At 75.6% G+C, this 1,141-nt stretch carries 1 protein-coding gene; it reads right to left on the reverse strand.

Annotation, left to right across the window (positions count from 1 at the left end):
* A partial coding sequence (locus AC08OV_RS16335; RefSeq protein WP_476619892.1) for an ATP-grasp domain-containing protein occupies nt 1–1,141 on the reverse strand: 1,141 nt, incomplete at both ends.

Below are 1,141 nucleotides of genomic sequence, written 5' to 3' on the forward strand. Positions count from 1 at the left end.
GCTGCCGCCGCCACACGCACCAGCCCGGCGGCGCGTGCCGCCGTGGCCTCGGCGTCCATCGGGGTCGAGCCGACCGCCAACACCTCGCCGATGCGGTCGCCCGACGAGCGCAGCGGCGGGATGGACGTGCCCGGGGTGACCGCCAGCGCTACCCGCCGCACCCCGGGCACCGCCCGCGCGACCTCGACGCCGTCGACCGCGTCGACCCGACCGGGCGGGGCACTCAGGAAGCGGATCGCCGCGGCGGCGCTCGCCACCGCGGCCGGCGCGGGCTGCCCCCCAGAGAGGATCTCCAGGTAGTCCGCGACCAGCGAGGTTCCGTAGGCCAGGTCGATGAGTTCGACCAGGCTGTCACCGGGGATCCGCCCGGCGCACTCGATGAGCACCGGGTCGTCCGGGCAGCGGGCGGTCAGCATCCATTCGGCGTGCAGGATGCCGTCCCGGAAGCCGATCGCCGCGATGAGACGCGTCAACGCGCGGCTCAGCACGGCGGTCCTGGCCGCGGGTCCGGGGGCCGGCACGACGTGCCCGGTCTCGACCGGGTGCCGCCCGGGCAGCACCCGCTTCGCCGTCACGTTGACGAAGCTCGGCACGCCGTCGCGAACCAGCGCCTCCACGCTGAACTCCGCGCCGACCATCCGGCTCTCCACCAGGTAGCGCCAGTGCAACGGGCGGTTGGGAAGCGCGCCGTCGTCGAGGGCGGCGACCGTCGCCGACCAGATGGCCGCCAGGTCGAGCGGCCCGTCCTCCACCGCGTCGAGGATCTGCACGCCGAGGCTGCCGTGCCGGTTGGCGGGTTTGAGCACCACCGGGCTCTCCACCCCGAAGGCCGCGAGGTCACCCGGGCCGAAGACCTCCCTCCAGCGCGGGGTCGCGATGCCCGCCGCCGTCGCCGCCCGGCGCAGCTCGATCTTGTCTGACAGGCATCGGGCGGCCCCGACTCCCGCGCCCGGCAGGCCCAGTGCGGCCGCGGCCAAGGCCGCAGCGGGGACGCTGTACTCCAGGGCCGGGACGACGGCGGTAAAGGGTCCCCCGGTGGCCGCCGCGGCGAGCACGACGGGGAGGAAGTCCTCGCTCTGGTGGTAGGCCGCCGAGAGCAGGGCCGCCACGCAGGGCAGCTTCTCGACAGCCGGCCGCACCC

Source organism: Frankia sp. CeTa3Moorea (assembly GCF_978021225.1).